An 18,567-nucleotide genomic window follows, 5' to 3' on the forward strand; every position below is an offset into this window, starting at 1 on the left:
GCATTACCCCAATAATGCTAGCGAAAATCAGGTAGTCCTGCTCCCCTATGTGTTGCTGATGACTCTTTCACTCAGCTACTTTTTATGCCCGGCGATTTCTTGTTTTCGGCGGTGAAGTCCAAGACCATGCATCCATTAATGGTACCGGCAGTCATTTCCTTGAAGACCTCCGGTGCCTCGTTAACGCCGCGCAATTGCACCACGGGAATCACGAGACCGCGAGTACCAAAATCAAAGGCTTCGGCAAGATCTTGGCGGGTACCTACCAGCGAGCCGACGACGCGGATGCCGTTGAGTACCAGCGACGATGGTGTATTTAGCTATACCAACCCTCGAAGAACCATGCAACATTCACGCGGTCGCCGGGTACGAGGGAGGTGCGGTCAAGACCTGGTCTCTCAGCTTATGTGGCAGATTTGCAAATATCAGTTCATAAAGCCCACCCTGAAAGAGATTTCACGGTGGATCTTGAACATGAATGCCGCACTCAAGACATGATGTTACCCCTTTTCGGTAAGCCCTTTGATTCCCAACAGCCCAGGGAATAAAACGGCTGTTATCAGCATCCTGGTTCAGCTCACCGGCGGCAAAAAGGTGCCCGACTCTTGGTCTAAGAGCCGGGCACCTTTCTATCAAGCTCGGTGGGTGCGCGGTAGATTTTACCGAGCAGAGACCGAGCCAGTTGCCGCCCTATCGGAGGTCAGCGCATCGGAGTCAGCACGGTGCCGGCCACGCTGACCTGCGATGATAAAGCCAATAACGCCCAACAGCAAAAGCACACCTGAGGTCAGTACGTGAATACGCAGACCAAAGAGCTCCTGGGAGGCATCGATACGCAAGAAGATCTCAATCATCAGGCGACCAAAACTATAGTAGGCAACATACGCCCAGAAGGTCTGCCCCAGCTTCCAGCGCAGCTTATAAGCCAGCCACATGATGCCCAAGGCACCAACGATGTTCCAGATTGACTCGTAGAGGAAGGTCGGGTGAAACAGGGTGCCGGGTTCATACTGATCAGGGAAAGTGTAACCGTTCGGGTCGATCTCAAGCCCCCACGGCAGCGAGGTGGGTTTGCCAAAGAGCTCCTGGTTGAACCAGTTACCCCAGCGCCCGATGCCCTGAGCAATCAGGATGCCCGGTGCCACCGCGTCCGCAAATCGAGCGAAAGAAACCCCGTATTTGCGGCAGGCAAGGTAGGCACCCAAAGCACCCACCGAAATAGCACCCATAATACCGATGCCGCCCTCCCAGATTTTGAAGGTATCTAGGGGGTTAGCTCCCTCGCCGAAATAGGTCGTTGGGTCAGTGATTAGCACGTGATACATGCGCGCCCCCACGATACCGAAAGGAATAGCCCACATGGCGATATCCCACACGTTATCGGGGTTGAAGCCCCAGGACTTCCAGCGGCGAGAGGTCAGCAGCAAGCACACGATGATGCCTGTGAGAATACACAGGGCATAAAAGTGAATGGTGAGCGGACCCAGGCGAATCTGCGAAACATCGGGGGATGGTAGAGACGCGATGATTACCTCGTTCATGCACGCCCTGCTAATTCTCGGGTAAGCGTAGCAACGCCGTCTACACCCTGTTCAGCCAACGCTTTGACCAAAGCGGTACCCACAATCACACCGTCTGCGTAAGCACTAATCTCTTCTACATGCTCGCGCTTTGATACGCCCAAGCCAACGCAGACGTTATCGGCACCTGCCTCGCGAATATCAGCAACCAGCTGCTGGGCGGCAGTCGAAACTGACGAGCGAGCGCCGGTCACACCCATGACTGACACAGCGTATACGAAACCGCTAGAAGCCTGCGCCACGGTGTGCAGACGCTCTGTGCTTGATGAAATAGCAGCAAGGAAAATGCGGTCAAGACCGTGTTTCTCTGACACCTCAAGCCAGGTACTTGCCTCATCGGGTACAAGGTCAGGGGTAATGATGCCCGCACCACCGGCTGCTGCTAGTTCAGTTGCGAACTGATCGACGCCACGGCGCAGTACCGGGTTCCAGTAGGTCATCACCACAACAACAGCGTCGGTAGCGGCGGTAATCTCAGCAACAGCGCGGAAGAGATCGTCCAGTCGGAAGCCCGCAGCCAGGGCGTCAGCGGTTGCCTGCTGAATCACGGGACCATCCATGACAGGGTCTGAGTAGGGAACGCCCAACTCGATGATGTCACAACCGTTATTGCCCAAGGCAATGGCAGCGGCAATGGATTCATCGACGGTGGGAAAACCTACCGGCAGGTAGCCAATCAGGGCGGCGCGTCCTTCATTCTTACACTCAGCTAATTTAGCTGCCAGACGAGAATCGGGGTTTGCCGCGGGGAATTTACGTTCGACCGCTGAGTACTTTGCCAGACCAGGGGTGAAATCGTGAAAGCTCATTATTTGCCCTCGCTTTCGGTTGCAGCATCTGCCGCTGCCTCGGTGTTGCCAGTTTGCAGAGTTGAAGAGGGAATAGCTTTACCCAAGCCAAACCATTCAAGTGCAGTGCTCATGTCTTTATCGCCGCGACCCGAAAGGCAGACCACCATCACTTTTTCAGCAGCGTTCTCGGGGTCTTCAGCAACCCACTCGCGTGCCACACGCAGGGCACCTGCAAGCGCGTGTGCTGACTCAATGGCGGGAATAATGCCTTCGGTGCGGCAGAGCAGACGTAGCGCGTCCATCGCCTCAGTATCGGTGACAGGCTGGTAGCTGACACGCTTGATATCAGAGAGGAAAGAGTGTTCCGGGCCGACGCCGGGGTAGTCCAAACCCGCTGAAATCGAGTGCGACTCGATGGTCTGCCCGTCTTCATCCTGCATCAGGTAGGTCATAGCACCGTGCAGTACACCAGGACGTCCGAGGCTGATGGTTGCTGCGTGGCGGTCGGTGTCGATACCGTCGCCGCCCGCTTCAAAGCCGTAGATTTTAACGTCGTGGTCGTCCAAGAAAGCGTGGAACATACCAATAGCGTTGGAGCCACCACCCACACACGCCGCGATGCCATCGGGCAGGCGTCCGGTTGCTTCGAGAATCTGCTCACGCGCCTCTGTTCCGATGGCGTCGTGGAAATAGCGCACCATAGCAGGGAAAGGATGCGCGCCGGCTGCAGTACCCAGCAGGTAGTGGGTATTATCGACATTGGCAACCCAATCGCGCAGGGCTTCGTTAATAGCATCTTTGAGGGTGCGTGAGCCATTCTGAACAGCAATCACTTTAGCGCCCAGCAGCTGCATACGTGCAACGTTGAGTGCCTGACGTTCGGTGTCTTCTTCGCCCATGTAGACAACGCATTCCATGCCGAACAGGGCGGCTGCTGTGGCGGTAGCAACACCGTGCTGACCAGCACCGGTTTCAGCAATCAGGCGGGTTTTACCCATGCGCTTTGCCAGCAGTGCCTGACCAATCACGTTGTTAATTTTGTGGCTACCGGTGTGGTTGAGGTCTTCACGTTTGAGGAAGAAACGCACGCCCGCATGGCTTGCAAAACGGGGCACTTCGGTCAGCAGTGAGGGGCGGTTAGAATACTCGCGCGAAAGTTTGCGGAACTCGTCCAGAAACCTGGGATCCTCTTTCGCCTTATTAAAGGTGTCTTCGAGTTCGTCGATGGCTTTCATGAGTGATTCGGGCATCCAGCGCCCACCGTACTCACCAAAGTAAGGCCCGGGAGCGTTTTTCAGCGAGAATCCCTCGCCTAAGAAAGTGTCAGCTAGGTTTTCACTCATAGCCTGCCTCTTTTCGTTAGTGTTTGCTGTTTGTATAAGTCTGAAAGTTATTTAGCGCCCGGTAAGGTAGGACGCGCGTGCTACCTTGCCTGTGGCTCTGAACTCTTGCAGTGATTGGGTGGGGTCACCTGATTTCACGAGTGCTTCACCGACGAGAACCGCCTGGGCACCGTGGCTGGCGTACTCTGCGACATCATCTGCTGAGGCAACGCCCGATTCCGCAACGGTGATGGCGTCTTCGGGTAGGGCTGCTGCCAGGCGGGCGTAGTTAGCATTATCAACCTCAAGGGTTTTAAGGTTGCGAACGTTCACACCCACAATTTTCGCGCCGAGCTTAATGGCGCGGTCAATTTCTTCGGGGGTGTGGGTTTCGACCAGAGCATTCATACCCAGCTCATGGGTGAGGTCAAAGAACTTTTTGAGGGTTTCATCATCAAGAGCGGCGACGATAAGCAGCACTAGGTCAGCGCCGTGGGCACGTGCCTCCCAGAACTGGTACTCATCGACCATAAAATCTTTGCGCAGCACAGGAATATTCACTGCCGCGCGTACAGCATCAAGGTCAGCCAGAGACCCCTTGAAGCGGCGCTCTTCGGTCAGCACTGAGATAGCCGCTGCTCCCCCAGCTTCATATTTGGCGGCAAGTTCTGCAGGCTCAGGAATATCAGCCAGAGCGCCCTTCGATGGTGACGAGCGCTTCACTTCGGAGATGACCTCCACGGTATCTCTTGCAGCCCCGTGCAAAGCCGCGAGCGCGTCCAAGGCCGGTGGCATCTGGGCGACGCGAGCTTTCAGCTGCTCAAGAGTTACCGTCTGCTGACGCGCGGCGAGGTCCTCGCGAACTCCCATAATAATTTCTTCAAGTACAGTAGCCACTATATTGTGCCCTTATTCCCTAGCTGTCTAACAACCTAAAAAGATAAGCGCCCCGACTGAAAACCAGTACAAGACGCTTACCCTAACACCTCAGTGCTCTAAAAAATTTAGAGTTAACCGGTGCGATATTTTAGTGGTGACCCTTAGCTTTTGCGCGCTCGATGGTCTTGGCACCGCCCTGACCGTGACCGGCTTTCTTGAGCGCAAAACCAGCAACCGCACCGATAACCATCAGCGCAACACCGATAACCAGCAGGGGAAGGTTAGCCAGGCTAAAACCTACAGCGCCGACGATCATGCCAACGGTCATGAGGGCAACCAGAACCCAGGAGGCAACGGTATTGCCGTGGTTATTGGGAACAACACCGGGAACCAGACGTACCTGCTGTTCAGACATAAAATTCTCCTTGAATGTGTGAAGCGTGTGTGCGCTTTACGTACTTAGCCCTCATTCTAGTGGGTGAGAGCGTACACCGTAAAACCTTGAAGGGGTATGTTACCCAAGTTTTTGCAGTAGCTAGCGGCGATCAGTGGGATCAAAATTGTGGGTGAGAGCATCCCAAGTATCAATCTCATCGAAATCTTCTTGAGTTTCAAAACGCTGGGTTTTATCGTATTTGCTCTTATTTTTGACCCATGAGCGGGAGGCTGCGCCCATCGCTGCGGCACTGGCAATGACGCACGCTGACGCTATCAAGGACGCCCAGGGCCAGATGGTGAGTGAGTATTGGGCGTCCATGCCGATGACTCCTGTTTGCGAGCCAATCGTAGCCTGAGCGGCACTTGCCGGATCAGTCAGAACTGAAGCAACCGAGAAGATCATCCCCGCACCGGCAGCTACCATGACCGCAACGATAAAGTAGCGAACCTTCTGCGGGGCGAGGCGCAAAGCAACGGTCGCCGCCAAAACGACCAGTGCCAGAGCGCTAACACCCGGCGCGGCGTCCGACCCCGGTACAGCAACCGAAGCGTTCTGCAAAACGTCACTGACCTCAGCGTACACCCAGGTGGGCAGTGTGGATGCAAAAGCTGCTGCGCCCGATAAAAGGGCAAGCAGCATGAGACGCCCGGCTGACTTCCAGGGGGCAGGCTGGGGCTGACCCACTGCGGTTAAACGGGCTGAGTGCATAGCTTATTTGCCTTCCAGGGCGGTGAGGGTTGAAGCAGAAATGACCGCACGCAGGGGCGCAGCCGATTTGTTAACGGTTTCTAGCGCCTCAGAGGCTGGCACAGAATCCATAACGATGCCTGCACCTGCTTGAACATAGGCTTTCTCATTTTTGAGAACGGCAGTACGAATGGCGATCGCCATATCCATGTTGCCGGCAAAATCAAAGTAGCCGCAAACACCGCCGTATACACCGCGGCGGGTAGGCTCATACTCATCCAAAAGCTGCATAGCGCGCGGTTTGGGCGCACCTGAGAGAGTGCCCGCGGGGAAAGCTACACGCAGCACATCGTAGGCACTGAACTTCTCATCAAGCTGAGCGTTGACCGTCGACGAGATATGCATAATGTGGCTGAACCGCTCAATCTCCATAAACTGAGTCACCTCAACCGTACCGGGCACAGCAATACGCGAAAGGTCATTACGCGCCAGGTCAATGAGCATCAGGTGCTCAGAACGCTCCTTCTCATCAGCCAGCAGCTCCTGCGCCAGAGCGACATCCTCTGCTGGGGTCGCCCCGCGCGGACGCGACCCGGCAATCGGGTGGGTTGATGCCACGCCGTCGCGCAAAGTCACCAGAGCTTCAGGTGATGAACCCACAATCTGGAAAGGCTGCCCCTCGGTATCTTCAAAGTTGAAGAGATACATGTACGGCGAAGGGTTCAGCTGGCGCAGGCGGCGATAAACGTCAAGAGCGCTCGCCTTATTTTCAATTTCAAAACGACGCGAGATAACAATCTGGAAAACATCACCGTCAATAATGTTCTTCTTGGATTTATCGATAGCATCCAAGAAGCCCTGCTCAGCCCAGGTATGCACCACGTCCTGAGCTAAAGCCGCTTCGATGTCACGAGAATCTGTAAGAACAGAGACTCCGGATGCAGCCGCTGGTGTAGCTACCTTAGCTGCCATCGCTTCAAGGCGTACCAGCGCATCAGCATAGGCTTCATCGACATTTTCATCGGTGCCGTTGAAGTTAATGGCGTTAGCGACCAGTAGCACCGAGCCGTCCGTGCTGTCATGAATAGCCATGTCAGTTACCAGGTTCAGGGCAAATTCTGGCAAATTCATATCATCAGCTGGCGGATTGGGCAGCTTCTCCCAGTGGCGCACCACGTCCCACCCCATATAGCCCACCAAACCGCTCGTCAGCGGCGGCAGACTCTCCAGAGGTTCGGTGTGAAGCATCTCAAGAGTTTGAGCAATTGCCTGCACAGGGTCGCCATCGACCGGCACACCATTGGGGGTGATGCCCTGCCAGAAAATCTCTCCGTCTTTAGTGGTCAGCGTTGATTTTGAACGCGCACCCACAAAAGAGTAGCGATCCCATCTGCCACCCTCATGCGCGGATTCCAGCAAGAAGGTGCCAGGCAGCGCACTGCCGCCTTCGGTAGCCAGCACCCGGTACAAACCGATGGGGGTCAGAGCGTCCGCTACAACCTTCATACGCACCGGGATCACACGACGGTCTTTAGCTAGGGCGCGAAACTCCTCTAGTGAAGGAGAAATCAACTCATCAAACTGCATAGAAACCTCACCAGAATCTAAAAATACAACTACTTGGTCAAACTGACATTGCGTCAAAACCCGGCTTACGAAAGCGCCGGTGTCAAAGCGGTAAATTACCACTGCACATGGTTATACAGGCCGTTCACCCACAGCGGTTTCTAGCTGCCCGCCAGCCTCAAAGCATGCGGTGGTTCCGGTGTGGCAGGCGACACCCACCTGATCTACACTGAGCAGTAGCGCGTCCCCATCACAGTCGATACTGACCTGCTTAACGTACTGAAAATGACCGCTGGTATCGCCCTTACGCCAAAACTCTTGGCGCGACCGCGACCAGAACGTCACGCGTCCTTCACGCAAGGTGCGGCGCAGAGCCTCATCGTTCATCCAGCCCAGCATCAGCACATCTTTAGTGTCGTACTGCTGAATGATGGCAGCAAATAGACCGTGTTCATCTCGCTTGAGACGCTGGGTTAGTTCTGGCGCCAAAGAAGTGTCAGTGGCAAAAAGGGTTTCGGTACTCATCACAGGCAATTGTACGCGCTTATAGAAAGTCGTGCTGAAGCAAGCGCTACGTGAGCGGGAGGTATTCTGCTGACATATTTATGGGGCGGACGCGCCACTGAAGCTGGCAGTGGCGGGATAAGAGTGGGAAAATGGAGTATGACTATTCCTACGCCCTCAGTTACCCCAAGCCCTAATGTTCCGATGAATGACGCCGAAATTATTGCGTCGGAGCGGTTGAACCTCATTGAGTATTTGCGTGGGGCGGGTCCGCATGCCTCAACCTTGTGTGAGGGGTGGCAGACTCGTCACCTGATTGCGCATCTGGTACTACGTGAATCTAAGCCTCTTGTTGCTGCGGGTGTCATGGGCGGCCCGTTGGGTCAGCGTACCGAAGAAAAAACGAACGAATACGCCGATAAGCTCACCAGAGCCGGTGCTTACGACACGGCTTTGTTTGAGTTCGCGAAGTTGCACGGACCTTTGCATGTGCGTACCCGCAACCCGAAGGCGGACTGCGCGATGAACCTGTTGGAGTATTTTGTGCATACCGAGGACGTTCGCCGCGCCGAAGAGACCTGGCAGCCGCGAGAGCTAGCCCCTGAGGTGGAGAGCAAGATGTGGCAGATGCTGACCAAGGGCGCGCGTCTGATGGGCGCTAAAAAGTATGCAGGTGGCCTGACCATCAAGGCTCCCGGTCGCTCCCCCGTAACCGTTATTAAACCTAAGAACGGTTCTGCTACAACGATTACTGGAGCACCCGGTGAAATCGCCTTGCACCTTTTCGGACGTGAGCAGGCAGTCGTAGAAATCAGCTAACGCAAAAGCACCGCGTACAGGCGAAAGTTATTGCCCGTACGCAGTATTTTTATGTGGACGCCGAGGCGTTATCTCTAGCTAGCGAACCTCATGCCCCGCCTGATGTAGCGCGTCCTTGACCTCACCGATACTGACTTCACCAAAGTGGAAAATGGACGCGGCGAGTACAGCATCTGCGCCAGCCTCCACAGCCGGTGGGAAATGCTCAGGTGCCCCCGCACCGCCTGAGGCGATGAGCGGAACATTCGTCACAGCCCGCACCGCGCGAATCATCTCAAGATCAAACCCTGCCTTAGTGCCATCAGCGTCAATAGAGTTCAGCAGAATCTCCCCCACCCCGCGTTCCGACGCTTCACGTACCCAATCCAGCGCGTCCAATCCGGTTGATTTTTTACCACCGTGGGTGGTCACCTCAAAACCTGAAGCTGTGGTCTCCGATCGTTTCGCATCAACGGAAAGCACCAAAACCTGAGAGCCAAAGCGCTCCACAATCTCATTAATTACCTCGGGCCGAGCAATAGCAGCTGTATTGATAGACGCCTTATCAGCGCCGGTGCGCAACAAACGATCAACGTCCTCAGGGGTACGGACGCCGCCGCCCACCGTCAGCGGAATAAAAACAGTCTCAGCGGTTTTACCCACCACCTCGAAGGTAGTGGCACGGTCAGCAGTTGAAGCGGTGACATCCAGAAACGTTAGCTCATCAGCGCCCTCAGCGTTGTAGCGTTTGCCCAGCTCCACCGGGTCGCCAGCGTCCCGCAGACCCTCAAAGTTCACGCCCTTCACCACGCGTCCAGCATCAACGTCCAAACACGGAATCACTCGAATAGCAACACCCACCGTTGCCCTCTCTTTCACAAACCCGGTGCACAGCACCCTATAGATGAAAAGCCCGCCCCGCACACAAAAAGCGGGGCGGGCACGTTGAAAAAATTTTTATGTGCCTTACAGGCGAGCAGCCTGAATGGGCGAAACCAAGATAGCGCGAGCGCCCACCTCGTAGAGGTCATCCATGACGCGGTTGACCTGCTTGCGTTTGACCATGGAGCGCACCGCTACCCAGCCTTCACGGTCCAGCGGTGAAACCGTAGGAGCTTCAAGGCCGGGGGTTAGTTCAGTGGCAGCCGGTAGAAGGTCCTCGGAGATGTCGTAGTCCACCAGCACGTACTGGCGGGCGATCAGAACACCTTGCAGGCGGCGACGCAACTTATCGAGCGCATCTGTATCTTCTACGCCTTCACGCTTAATGAGCAGAGCCTCAGAATGCATCACAGCTTCGCCAAAGGGCTCAAGACCAGCGGCGCGCATGGTGTTACCGGTTTCAACAACATCAGCAATGGCGTCAGCAACGCCTAGTCGAATAGAAGATTCAATAGCACCATCAAGGCGGGTCACCGTAGCATTGATGCCCTTTTCTGCCAGGTAGTTTTCGACCAGCTTGGAATAAGAGGTAGCGATGCGCTTGCCCTCCAACTGCTCAACATCGGTGAACGCCCCGGCAGGGCCGGCAAAACGGAAGGTCGAACGGGCAAAATCTAGCCCCAGCTCTTCACCAGCCGGTGCTTCAGAATCAAGCAGAAGATCCCTACCGGTGATACCCACGTCAAGAGTACCCTTACCCACATAAACAGCGATATCGCGCGGACGCAGATAGAAAAATTCAACATTGTTTTCAGCATCGGTCAGTACCAGCTCACGGCTGTCTCGACGCTGAAGGTAACCTGCTTCTTTGAGCATGGTGGTAGCAGCTTCTGAGAGCGCTCCCTTGTTAGGCACAGCAATTCGCAACATAAAAAGTCCTCGGGTGATTTACAGGTATTTGTAGATATCTTCGGGAGTCAGCCCCTTGGCGATCATCATGACCTGCAAATGGTAAATCAGTTGGGAGGCCTCTTCGGCAAATTCCTCATTCGATTGAAATTCCGCTGCCATCCATACCTCGGCAGCTTCTTCAACGATTTTTTTGCCGATACCGTGTACACCAGAATCAAGCTCAGCAACAGTGCCTGAGCCTTCGGGGCGGGTTTCAGCTTTGTGGGCTAGTTCAGCAAAGAGCGCATCGAAAGTTTTCACAAGATAACCCTAGCGTGAGTGATAGTAAAGAATGAAGCTGTGACGCAATGTTTCCACCTTTTGGAGAAACTGCGCCAGCTCAGCAGTGTGCTTCTATGTGATGGGGCGATGCGGTTCTCTCACCGACACCGCCCCTACCGAAAAATTACTGTGGGCTTAGTTGATAGCGCGCAGTGCCACTACCGTTTCAAGAGCCGCTGCCATCGCTTCAAAACCCTTATCTTCGCTGGAGCCTTCCAGCCCAGCCCTGTCTAGTCCCTGCTTTTCGGTGTCGCAGGTGAGCACACCAAAACCAACCGGAGTTTTCGATTCAACGGCTACATTAGTCAGCCCCATAGTTGCCGCTTCACACACATACTCAAAGTGCGGGGTGCCACCACGAATAACCACACCGAGCGCCACCACAGCATCATATTTGGGGGCGGCAGTAGCAGCTGCGACGGGCAGCTCAAAAGTACCCGGAACGCGCACAATAGTGGGCTCAATCCCCGCTTCGCGGGCGGCACGGTGGGCGCCATCAAGCAGACCGTCCATGATCTCGGTGTGCCAGCTGGCAGCAATAACAGCAACACGCAAGTCTTTAGTTTCTTCGGGTTTCAGCTTCGTCTGAGGAGCTCCAGCACCACTCATTGTTATATCTCTTTTCTTCTCTCGTGTGCCCCTTGGGTGGGGCAATAAAACTAAGGGGGAAGGTTAGGACGCAAGACGATGGTTCATGCGCTCGCGTTTAGTTTTTAGGTAAGCACGGTTTTCAAGACGCGGTTCAACCACATCGGGCACCAGTTCAACAACCTCAATACCCAGCCCTTCAAGAGCAGTTGCCTTCGCCGGGTTATTCGTGACAAGACGAATTTTCTCTAGCCCCAAGGCGCATACAATAACCGCCGCTTGCCGGTAGTCACGCGCGTCCTCGGGTAGCCCCAATGCCAGGTTGGCATCAACGGTATCAAGACCCTGATCTTGCAGTGCGTAGGCGCGGAGTTTATTGACCAAACCAATACCGCGCCCCTCATGCTGGCGCATGTAGAGCATGGTACCGCCCAACCGGTGCAACAGTTCAAGCCCCTGTTCAAGTTGCGAGCCGCAATCACAACGGAAAGAACCAAAGATATCGCCGGTAGCGCACTCTGAATGAACACGCACAGCGTGCGGTAGCTCCCCATCGAAAGTCCACCGCCCCTCAGCGTCAACGGCAGTAGCACTCAGGTGTTCAGATCCGTCAGCAAAAGCCCAAGCACGCATCGCAAATACCCCGTACTCCGTAGGAACAAGAACGGGCTGTGTTGACTCTACGAGCTCAGAATCTACGCGAGGCATCAACTGCTCGGGCGAAACACCCGCCGAGGATGCAGATGCACTCACCGCGCGTCCTCACTCACCGCTGCAATCAGCTGCTCTATAGAAATCATGGGTAGCCCGTGTTCTGTGGCAAAAGCACGCAACGCATCAAACCGCATCATCTCACCAGAATCATGCACCAACTCAGCAATAACACCCACGCCAGAAAGCCCCGCCAGGCGGGTGAGTTCAACGGCAGCTTCAGTGTGACCATCGCGCTCTCGCACTCCCCCGTCAACAGCACGCAAGGGAAACATGTGCCCCGGTCGCGTCAGATCAGCAGGTTGAGCATTCGCGTCGGCGAGCAGACGAGCGGTCAGCGCACGATCAGCGGCACTCACACCCGTTGAAATACCGTAGCGCGCATCGCACGAAACGGTGTAGGCAGTGTTCTTGAGATCCTCATTCACTGCGGTCATTGGAGGAAGCTGCAGCGCATCGGCACGTTCACCGGGCATAGGAACACAAATGACGCCTGTGGTGTAGCGAACCGTGAACGCCAGCAGCTCGGGAGTTGCATGCTCGGCGGCAAAAATAATGTCGCCCTCATTTTCGCGGTTTTCGTTATCAACCACGATCACCGCTCCCCCAGCCTTAATCGCCTCAAGGGCTCCGGTCACGCTATCAAGGCTCGCAGTTGCACGTTCTGTGCGCTCGCTAGCTGCCGGCTGTTCTTCCTGGTGCGTCGACAGGATGCGAGTGCCCTGCACCGCAGAAACCTCCAGCATGCGCTGCACATACTTAGCGAGCGCATCCGTCTCAAGGTTCACGGTGTCACCGGTTTTCAGCTGCCCCAAGGTGGTTGCTTCGAGGGTTGCAGGGATCAACCCCACCTCGAACCAGTGCTCAGTCGCATCGGCAGGTGACACTGCGGTGACAGTCAGGGAGGTTCCAGATATGGCAATAGAGCCTTTTTCACTCAGATGGGGTGCGATATGAGCTGGTGCGCTCACGCGCACAGTGCGCCACGAATCGTGGTCTTCAACCAGGGCAACAGTGCCTACACCATCAACGTGCCCCTGCACGATGTGCCCGTCGAAGCGTCCGCCCACAGGCATGCACCGTTCAAGGTTCACCCAATCCGCGACTTTCACCGTGCCCAAGTTAGTGCAACGCAAGGTTTCACCCATAACATCAGCAGCGAAACGTCCCTTACCCAATTCTTGGGTTCGGGTAGCGGTCAAACACACACCATTGACGGCAAGCGAACCGCCGTGTTCAAGGTCGTCAATAATGCTGCCCGCGTTAATGGTCAGTACAGCAGATTCAACATCACCTGCTGCATTGAAAACGGGCTCAAGGCGCTCAACTGTTCCTACAGCACCGATAATTCCGGTAAACATACACTTCTTCTTTTCTGCGGTTCTTTTGAAAAATCTTTTACAAAGGGGTGGGCGCACCGTGAGGTGCCGGTATCAGATGCATTCGCGTGTCATTGCCAAGGGTATTAACCGCCGGGGCCATCCCCAACTCATCCAGCTGCCAGCGGCACGCGTCCGTCAAGGTTGTAATGCCCACATCAGAAACAGCCTTGGCACCTGCACCCAAAAGGATCGGTGCCTGATACCAAAACAGCTCATCGACCAAACTCTCCCGCAGGAATGCTGAGATGATAATAGGCCCACCTTCAATCATCAGGTGACGCACACCCATCGCATAGAGCTCATCAAGAGCAACACGAGGATCGCGGGTGCGCAGGTGGACAAAACCCTCACCGCGGCACACCAGAGCATCTGCAGGTACTTCACGGGTACCCATGACCACTCTCAGGGGCTGCCGCTCTAAAGGATTGCCTATCTCATCGCGGGCAGTAAGCGCCGGATTATCAGCTTCAGCTGTACCAGTGCCCACCATGACGGCATCAGCGCGAGCGCGAATAGTGTGCCCGGCAGCTCGCGCACCAGGGCCCGTAATCCATTTACTCGTGCCATCGCTGGCAGCAATAAAGCCATCTAAAGTAGATGCGATTTTAGCGGTCACGAAAGGACGCTGAGCGGCAGCAGCAGCGAACCAGCGGGCATTGAGCTCATACGATTCACTCTGCCTCAGCCCCTGCTCAACCTCAATACCCTGAGACCGTAAATAATCGGCACCACCAGCTGCCACCGACATATCCGGGTGGGCGTAGACAACCTTAGAAATTCCTGCTTGGGCAATGGCACGAGAACAAGGACCGGTGCGTCCGATATGGTTACACGGTTCAAGGGTGACGTACATCGTGGTGTCAGAAAGATCAGTATCAGCCAAATTTGCCTGGGCAATGGCGTCCGCCTCAGCGTGAGGTGTACCCGCGCCACGGTGATACCCCACATGCAAAACGTAACCGTCAGGGCTGGTAATCACAGCACCCACCAGGGGGTTTGCACCGCGCACGCCCTTGCGGGCTGCAGTCAGTGCGATATCCATAGCTTCTTCAGGAGTATGAGGCTCCCAGGGAATGTTCATGGTGTGCATAGTCTTATTTTACTTCTGCGTCACTGTGACATCGGGAAAAGCGGTCTCAACGCTCACGTTCTGCGCGGATTCCCGATTGTGGGTGCGCCACCACATGAAGAAACCTGCGAGAGTGCAGGCACCGTAGAAAAGATACATGAAAGCTGTTGCATAATAACCGGCAGACCACAGCAAGGGAACGCCCACAATATCAACAGCAACCCAGACCAGCCAGAACTCTACCCACCCCCGTGCCATGCCAAAGGTTGCCAACAAAGATCCGGTGAAAATCCAGGCATCAGACCACACCGGCTCGTACGAACCCAACGCACGGAAAACAGGAGTTAAAACCCCGGTGCCAACCAGCATGAAAGCAACCATAAACAGTCGCTCTTTAGCACTAGCCCACTGCGGTATAACAGCTACGCCCTGACTTTCGGCGCGAGTCTGACGCCAGCGGTGCCATCCCCAGATTGAAACAGCGATAAACATCACCTGACGCCCAGCCTGACCCAGCATATTCGCCGCATGCGCCTGACCGCCAAAGAGCGTACCCATAAAAACAGTAAAAAGCAGCACATTGCCAGCAATGCCCACCGGCCACGCCCACACCCGTCGGCGCATACCGCCTAAAGCAGAGAGCAATCCAAAAATATTACCGAGGACTTCGCGCACCAGAAGCGACTGATCGCCAATGTGAATCTGAGCGTCGAAGAGCCACCGCAAAAAGTCCATGTCTTTCACCTTTGCTAGTGGCTCCGGGAAAGAACAAAGCAGCATCTCAACCGCCCCGCATAAAAAGCAAGCAGGTACACCAAAGAATAACTGTTTTGCTCGTGCTACCTTCCATCCAGACTGTACTGTCGGTATCGGAATTTCACCGATCAGGCCACCTGCTACCAAACCCCTAAAAGATGAAGTTGATACCGAGTAGTTAGCGGACTATCACCGCCGGTTGGGAATCTCACCCCGTCCCGGAGCACGATTATTAGTTATATGCTCACATTATGGCACACCCGCCGTCTGCACCAAGAATTATTATTACGACCACCGCTACCGGCGAAAGCCCCCCGTGCAACGCAGTTCAAATACCCGGTATGGACGGACGCTGGGGGCATGCACCCGGAGTGAGCAGTGCCGGGTGCGCCCAAGGGAAAGTTGGGCTAGCACCACCGACTACAGGTATTCTAAAGACACACTCTTTGCCCCCGCCCACCCCATATTTTGAAAGAAACTCAGTGACTGAACAGCAGAACCTACCGGTGACCGGCACCGCCCCGCGCAGCCTCCAAAACGTTCAAAAGCGAGACACCCTTTTCACCCAAGAACGCGCGTCCGTAGTAAACGCCGTCAAACGCCGCCCTCACCAGGCAGTCGCCCGCGCTGTTAAAGGCGCACAGAAACTAGTAGCCGATGACCAGGCGAAGCAGGCGCTGAACGTCCTAACGCTCGCTAAAGATCTGGTAGAAAAAGCTGCCCCTGCTGATGCCACCGACTACTATTTAGCCCTGGCAAGCATCCACCAGCACATGGGTAGCATAGCACCGGCGCAGCGAGCACTCACCCAGGCGCAGGAACACCTACAAGCTCAGGACGTACCCACCAATTCCCAGAAAAGCGCCCTTGAAAAGCTGGCTGATAGCCTTTCTGTCTAACCGTCCACATCTAAAATCGGCAGGGACTTTCGTGATCCTGTAGTAGCTGAGGTTAGCTGGTACGTTCGTGAATATGACGAGCAAAATCTGCACGCTCTGAATCGCCCGCCAGCTCGAAGGCGTCAATAGCCTGTTGAGCGTGCGCGTGCGCTTGACGGCGTAAGCCCTCCTGCTGCGCTTTGACGATTGCTAGACCCTGATAAGCCTCACCTACCAAGAGATGAGCATCAGTTTTCGTTGCATATTCCAGCACTAACGCGAGGCTGCTTTCGGCATCACTCAGTTTGCCTTCCGCCATGAAAGAGTGAGCAATATCAAGATGAATCTCAGCGACTTTCTCGGTGTTAACGGGCTCTTTGCCCTTCAGCACAGTGATGCCGGTGGCAAGCTGTGCGCGAGCGGTAACTTCGTCTCCGCGCTGGCGGTAAATACCCGCAAGGCAAATCATATTGTGGGCGTAGCCGTCAGCACGCGCGTGGGCGGCGTACTCACGAGCGCCCACAGAATACCACTGCTCTGATTCATCGAGCAGACCCATCTGGGCGTAGATTGAACCGGTTTCGGTGGCGAAATCCCCCACCTGCTCAGCTGTGGGTTTGAGTTCTTTGAGCAAGTAGTAGGCACGTTCCATCTGCTCAACAGCGGTATCGAGACGGTTGAGGTCACGGTTAGTTTCAGAAGCTATTTTCAGTGCCAGCACCACACCGAACTTCTCATGTTGCACGGTGAACCCGTCAAGCGCGGCGTCAAGAGCGGGCAGGGCGTCCTCAAGTTTGCCCTCAGCGATCAGCTGCTGCGCAGCTTCTAGGGCGTCGTCGGGAGAAGAATAAGGGGTGAGCATCGAAAAGCGTCCTTTCTAGGAGGTTGAAGACGTATTGCTCATCAGCCCAGTAACAATAGCCCCTTGGAAAAACCTTTTCCTTTGTACCTCTTGGTCTAGCGCCTGAAGATATTCCTGCCCCTTAAGTCCGTCCCCCTGTCTACGGTTTTGGGGAGGCTCTAATCCTTCGATCAGTACGGCTTCCATCGTTGAGATCACGAGTTCCGCTGGAAAATCTTGCTGCGCAACACCCAACGATCCATCAAGCGTTACAGGTCTTAGCCCAAACCAGCTGAAACGATCCCACCGCCCAGCCACACGGTCAATTGTATGTTCGTACAGTCGAAAGCCTAGACGTTCCGCGCTTACCCTGCCTACATAAATAGTTCTAGAACCATCGTGCAGTAAATAGACTCCGGTTTGCCCCGCCATATCGATGTGCTGTTGTGTTTTATCGGTAGGATGCACGCCCAAAAGCTTCACGTTCTGTTTTAGTTCCCAGTTAACGTCGGCTCGTCGCCAGAACATGCCGAAAGCAGAGATAACACCAGAGCTTTCGACATCTTCGCTCTCTGCTGAACTAGTATCGCCGTCTTCAGAGGAATCGACCGCTAGGGTCTGCGAACCAAAGTTCTTTCTGTATTTTTCGCGAAGGTCGGCGAGGGTCTCACGGCTATTTTCTAGACGCCAGAAAATCCACCCGTTCACCGATTGAAGATTACCGGCGACTTTAGCGGCTGCCGTTGGGGTTTCATAGTGATGACCCTCAAAAGCAAGAGTTCCGTCGGCGTGCACAGCCGCTACCTTTTGTGAGTATTTCGGTGAAAGTTCCTGCCCCACAACAAGAAGATTGGCACGAATCAAATCTTTGACACTGACATCTGATGAAGCGCTCATTCTATTTCCTTCTAGGCATGAAAGTGCTTTTGGGCGGACGCGCGCAAACCGGCGATAGCCGCGGCGGGATCATCGATGTTGTAGACCGATGAGCCTGCCACAAAGCAGGTGGCACCAGCCTCAGCGGCACGAGCAATGGTCTCTTCAGTGATGCCGCCATCGACCTGCAGCATCAAGTCCAGCCCCGAACCCTCAATAGCCTTTGCTGCACGGCGAATCTTCGGCAGGGTAACATCTAAGAACTTCTGCCCACCGAAACCCGGCTCAACGGTCATAATCAACAGCATATCCAGCTCAGAAAGCATATCGAGATAGGACTCAACCGCTGTTGCCGGGCGCAGAGCCATACCCGCCTTCGCGCCGTTTTCGCGCAAGGTACGCGCCAGTTTGATAGGTGCAATAGCAGCCTCGGCATGGAAAGTCACCGACTCGCACCCAACCTCAGCGTAGGCAGGCGCGTGTCTGTCTGCGTCCTCAATCATCAGGTGCACATCAAAGGGAATAGGTGATACCTCTTTGAGTCGCTTCACCACCGGCAAACCCCAGGTCAGATTCGGCACAAAATGATTATCCATCACATCAATATGCGCGGCATCTGCCGAAGAAATCGCCTCAAGTTCAGAGGCAAGGTACGCGAAATCAGCCGAAAGAATCGAGGGATTAATATGGCAACTCATGGGCGCTCCTGAAAGGTTGGAACAAAATCTCTTACACCCAGCTCTACCAGCTGGCTACTGCCGCACACGTGACCTCTCGCGGTTGTT

21 protein-coding genes and 1 riboswitch are annotated in these 18,567 nt (G+C 55.0%); of the genes, 2 read left to right on the forward strand and 19 right to left on the reverse strand.

What is annotated here, in order from left to right:
* Positions 1-659: 659 nt before the first annotated feature.
* The 8 genes from lgt to hisI form a co-directional block, all read right to left on the reverse strand.
* Complete coding sequence (lgt, locus tag JR346_RS06070) at positions 660-1,541, reverse strand: prolipoprotein diacylglyceryl transferase (protein WP_205481957.1); 882 nt, start codon at positions 1,539-1,541, stop codon at positions 660-662.
* Positions 1,538-2,389, reverse strand: coding sequence for a tryptophan synthase subunit alpha (gene trpA / locus JR346_RS06075; protein WP_205481958.1), 852 nt, complete (start codon positions 2,387-2,389; stop codon positions 1,538-1,540). Before trpA ends, lgt begins: the two co-directional genes overlap by 4 nt.
* On the reverse strand, positions 2,389-3,714 hold the full coding sequence (gene trpB / locus JR346_RS10375) for a tryptophan synthase subunit beta (RefSeq protein WP_240333887.1): 1,326 nt from the start codon (positions 3,712-3,714) through the stop codon (positions 2,389-2,391). Before trpB ends, trpA begins: the two co-directional genes overlap by 1 nt.
* A 51-nt stretch (positions 3,715-3,765) precedes the next feature.
* The gene (gene trpC / locus JR346_RS10380; protein WP_240333888.1) at positions 3,766-4,590 is read right to left on the reverse strand and encodes an indole-3-glycerol phosphate synthase TrpC; all 825 of its coding nucleotides are present in this window, start codon (positions 4,588-4,590) and stop codon (positions 3,766-3,768) included.
* A gap of 130 nt (positions 4,591-4,720) precedes the next feature.
* Positions 4,721-4,987, reverse strand: coding sequence for an HGxxPAAW family protein (locus JR346_RS06085; RefSeq protein WP_205481959.1), 267 nt, complete (start codon positions 4,985-4,987; stop codon positions 4,721-4,723).
* 120 nt (positions 4,988-5,107) lie between these two features.
* Positions 5,108-5,719, reverse strand: coding sequence for a Trp biosynthesis-associated membrane protein (locus JR346_RS06090; RefSeq protein ID WP_205481960.1), 612 nt, complete (start codon positions 5,717-5,719; stop codon positions 5,108-5,110).
* A gap of 3 nt (positions 5,720-5,722) precedes the next feature.
* The gene (locus JR346_RS06095) at positions 5,723-7,285 is read right to left on the reverse strand and encodes an anthranilate synthase component I (RefSeq protein WP_205481961.1); all 1,563 of its coding nucleotides are present in this window, start codon (positions 7,283-7,285) and stop codon (positions 5,723-5,725) included.
* A 111-nt stretch (positions 7,286-7,396) separates the two neighbouring features.
* Positions 7,397-7,789, reverse strand: coding sequence for a phosphoribosyl-AMP cyclohydrolase (hisI, locus tag JR346_RS06100; RefSeq protein WP_205481962.1), 393 nt, complete (start codon positions 7,787-7,789; stop codon positions 7,397-7,399).
* 138 nt (positions 7,790-7,927) lie between these two features.
* Here hisI and JR346_RS06105 point away from each other — a divergent pair, with 138 nt between their 5' ends.
* Positions 7,928-8,587 (forward strand): TIGR03085 family metal-binding protein, encoded by a 660-nt coding sequence (locus tag JR346_RS06105; RefSeq protein WP_204876178.1) that lies wholly within the window; start codon positions 7,928-7,930, stop codon positions 8,585-8,587.
* Between the two features lie 78 nt (positions 8,588-8,665).
* Here the strand turns inward: JR346_RS06105 and hisF are convergent, their stop codons facing one another.
* The 8 genes from hisF to pnuC all read right to left on the reverse strand — a co-directional run bounded on the left by hisF (position 8,666) and on the right by pnuC (position 15,166).
* Positions 8,666-9,427, reverse strand: a complete 762-nt coding sequence (hisF, locus tag JR346_RS06110) for an imidazole glycerol phosphate synthase subunit HisF (RefSeq protein ID WP_205481963.1) — start codon at positions 9,425-9,427, stop codon at positions 8,666-8,668.
* 105 nt (positions 9,428-9,532) lie between these two features.
* Complete coding sequence (hisG, locus tag JR346_RS06115) at positions 9,533-10,378, reverse strand: ATP phosphoribosyltransferase (RefSeq protein ID WP_204876182.1); 846 nt, start codon at positions 10,376-10,378, stop codon at positions 9,533-9,535.
* A gap of 18 nt (positions 10,379-10,396) precedes the next feature.
* Positions 10,397-10,660, reverse strand: coding sequence for a phosphoribosyl-ATP diphosphatase (locus JR346_RS06120; protein ID WP_204876184.1), 264 nt, complete (start codon positions 10,658-10,660; stop codon positions 10,397-10,399).
* Between the two features lie 156 nt (positions 10,661-10,816).
* Complete coding sequence (ribH, locus tag JR346_RS06125) at positions 10,817-11,290, reverse strand: 6,7-dimethyl-8-ribityllumazine synthase (protein ID WP_205481964.1); 474 nt, start codon at positions 11,288-11,290, stop codon at positions 10,817-10,819.
* Between the two features lie 63 nt (positions 11,291-11,353).
* Complete coding sequence (locus JR346_RS06130; protein ID WP_370592571.1) at positions 11,354-12,022, reverse strand: GTP cyclohydrolase II; 669 nt, start codon at positions 12,020-12,022, stop codon at positions 11,354-11,356.
* Positions 12,019-13,341 carry a 3,4-dihydroxy-2-butanone-4-phosphate synthase gene (gene ribB / locus JR346_RS06135; RefSeq protein ID WP_205481965.1) on the reverse strand — a complete coding sequence of 441 codons (1,323 nt, stop codon included), beginning with the start codon at positions 13,339-13,341 and terminating at the stop codon, positions 12,019-12,021. The genes JR346_RS06130 and ribB overlap by 4 nt, the downstream gene beginning before the upstream one ends.
* 37 nt (positions 13,342-13,378) lie before the next feature.
* On the reverse strand, positions 13,379-14,452 hold the full coding sequence (gene ribD, locus JR346_RS06140) for a bifunctional diaminohydroxyphosphoribosylaminopyrimidine deaminase/5-amino-6-(5-phosphoribosylamino)uracil reductase RibD (RefSeq protein ID WP_205481966.1): 1,074 nt from the start codon (positions 14,450-14,452) through the stop codon (positions 13,379-13,381).
* Between the two features lie 9 nt (positions 14,453-14,461).
* A complete protein-coding gene (gene pnuC, locus JR346_RS06145; RefSeq protein ID WP_205481967.1) occupies positions 14,462-15,166 on the reverse strand; it encodes a nicotinamide riboside transporter PnuC in 705 nt (234 codons plus the stop codon).
* Between the two features lie 98 nt (positions 15,167-15,264).
* A riboswitch (FMN riboswitch) is annotated at positions 15,265-15,417 on the reverse strand.
* 252 nt (positions 15,418-15,669) lie between these two features.
* On the opposite strand from pnuC, the gene JR346_RS06150 reads away from it, so the two are divergent.
* Complete coding sequence (locus JR346_RS06150; RefSeq protein WP_204876194.1) at positions 15,670-16,086, forward strand: hypothetical protein; 417 nt, start codon at positions 15,670-15,672, stop codon at positions 16,084-16,086.
* 52 nt (positions 16,087-16,138) lie between these two features.
* On the opposite strand, the gene JR346_RS06155 is transcribed toward JR346_RS06150, so the two are convergent.
* Genes JR346_RS06155 through rpe form a run of 3 tightly spaced genes read right to left on the reverse strand, consistent with a single transcriptional unit; the run spans position 16,139 to position 18,480 of the window.
* The gene (locus tag JR346_RS06155) at positions 16,139-16,927 is read right to left on the reverse strand and encodes a hypothetical protein (RefSeq protein ID WP_204876196.1); all 789 of its coding nucleotides are present in this window, start codon (positions 16,925-16,927) and stop codon (positions 16,139-16,141) included.
* Positions 16,928-16,942: 15 nt separating this feature from the next.
* Positions 16,943-17,803, reverse strand: a complete 861-nt coding sequence (locus JR346_RS06160; RefSeq protein WP_205481968.1) for a hypothetical protein — start codon at positions 17,801-17,803, stop codon at positions 16,943-16,945.
* Between the two features lie 11 nt (positions 17,804-17,814).
* Positions 17,815-18,480, reverse strand: a complete 666-nt coding sequence (rpe, locus tag JR346_RS06165; RefSeq protein ID WP_204876198.1) for a ribulose-phosphate 3-epimerase — start codon at positions 18,478-18,480, stop codon at positions 17,815-17,817.
* Positions 18,481-18,567 lie beyond the last annotated feature (87 nt).

The organism is Rothia sp. ZJ932, assembly GCF_016924835.1.
Lineage (GTDB): Bacteria > Actinomycetota > Actinomycetes > Actinomycetales > Micrococcaceae > Rothia.